Source organism: Saccharomonospora iraqiensis subsp. paurometabolica YIM 90007, from assembly GCF_000231035.2.
Classification (GTDB): Bacteria; Actinomycetota; Actinomycetes; order Mycobacteriales; family Pseudonocardiaceae; genus Saccharomonospora; species Saccharomonospora paurometabolica.
This window is the reverse complement of the sequence record NZ_KI912240.1, coordinates 2089-2301: the sequence shown is the minus strand read 5'-3', so window position 1 is coordinate 2301 and position 213 is coordinate 2089. Positions and strand designations below refer to the sequence as shown.

1 protein-coding gene is annotated in these 213 nt (G+C 79.3%); it reads left to right on the top strand.

Annotation, left to right across the window (positions count from 1 at the left end; genetic code table 11):
* Positions 1–213: helicase-related protein (locus tag SACPADRAFT_RS27535; protein ID WP_157577159.1), on the top strand; the 213-nt coding region annotated here is incomplete at both ends.

Genomic DNA, 213 nt, shown 5'->3' with positions numbered 1-213 from the left:
GCGGCAGCGGCGCCGGGTCGTGCTGGCCACCGCGGTGGCCGAGTCGAGTCTCACCGTCCCCGGGGTGCGGGCGGTGGTGGACTCGGGGCTGTCCCGGGTGTCCCGCACCGACCACCGGCGGGGCCTGTCCGGCCTGGTCACCGTGCGTTCGGCGAAGGCGATCGCGGAGCAGCGCGCCGGCCGCGCCGGACGCGAGGCCCCGGGGCACGCCTA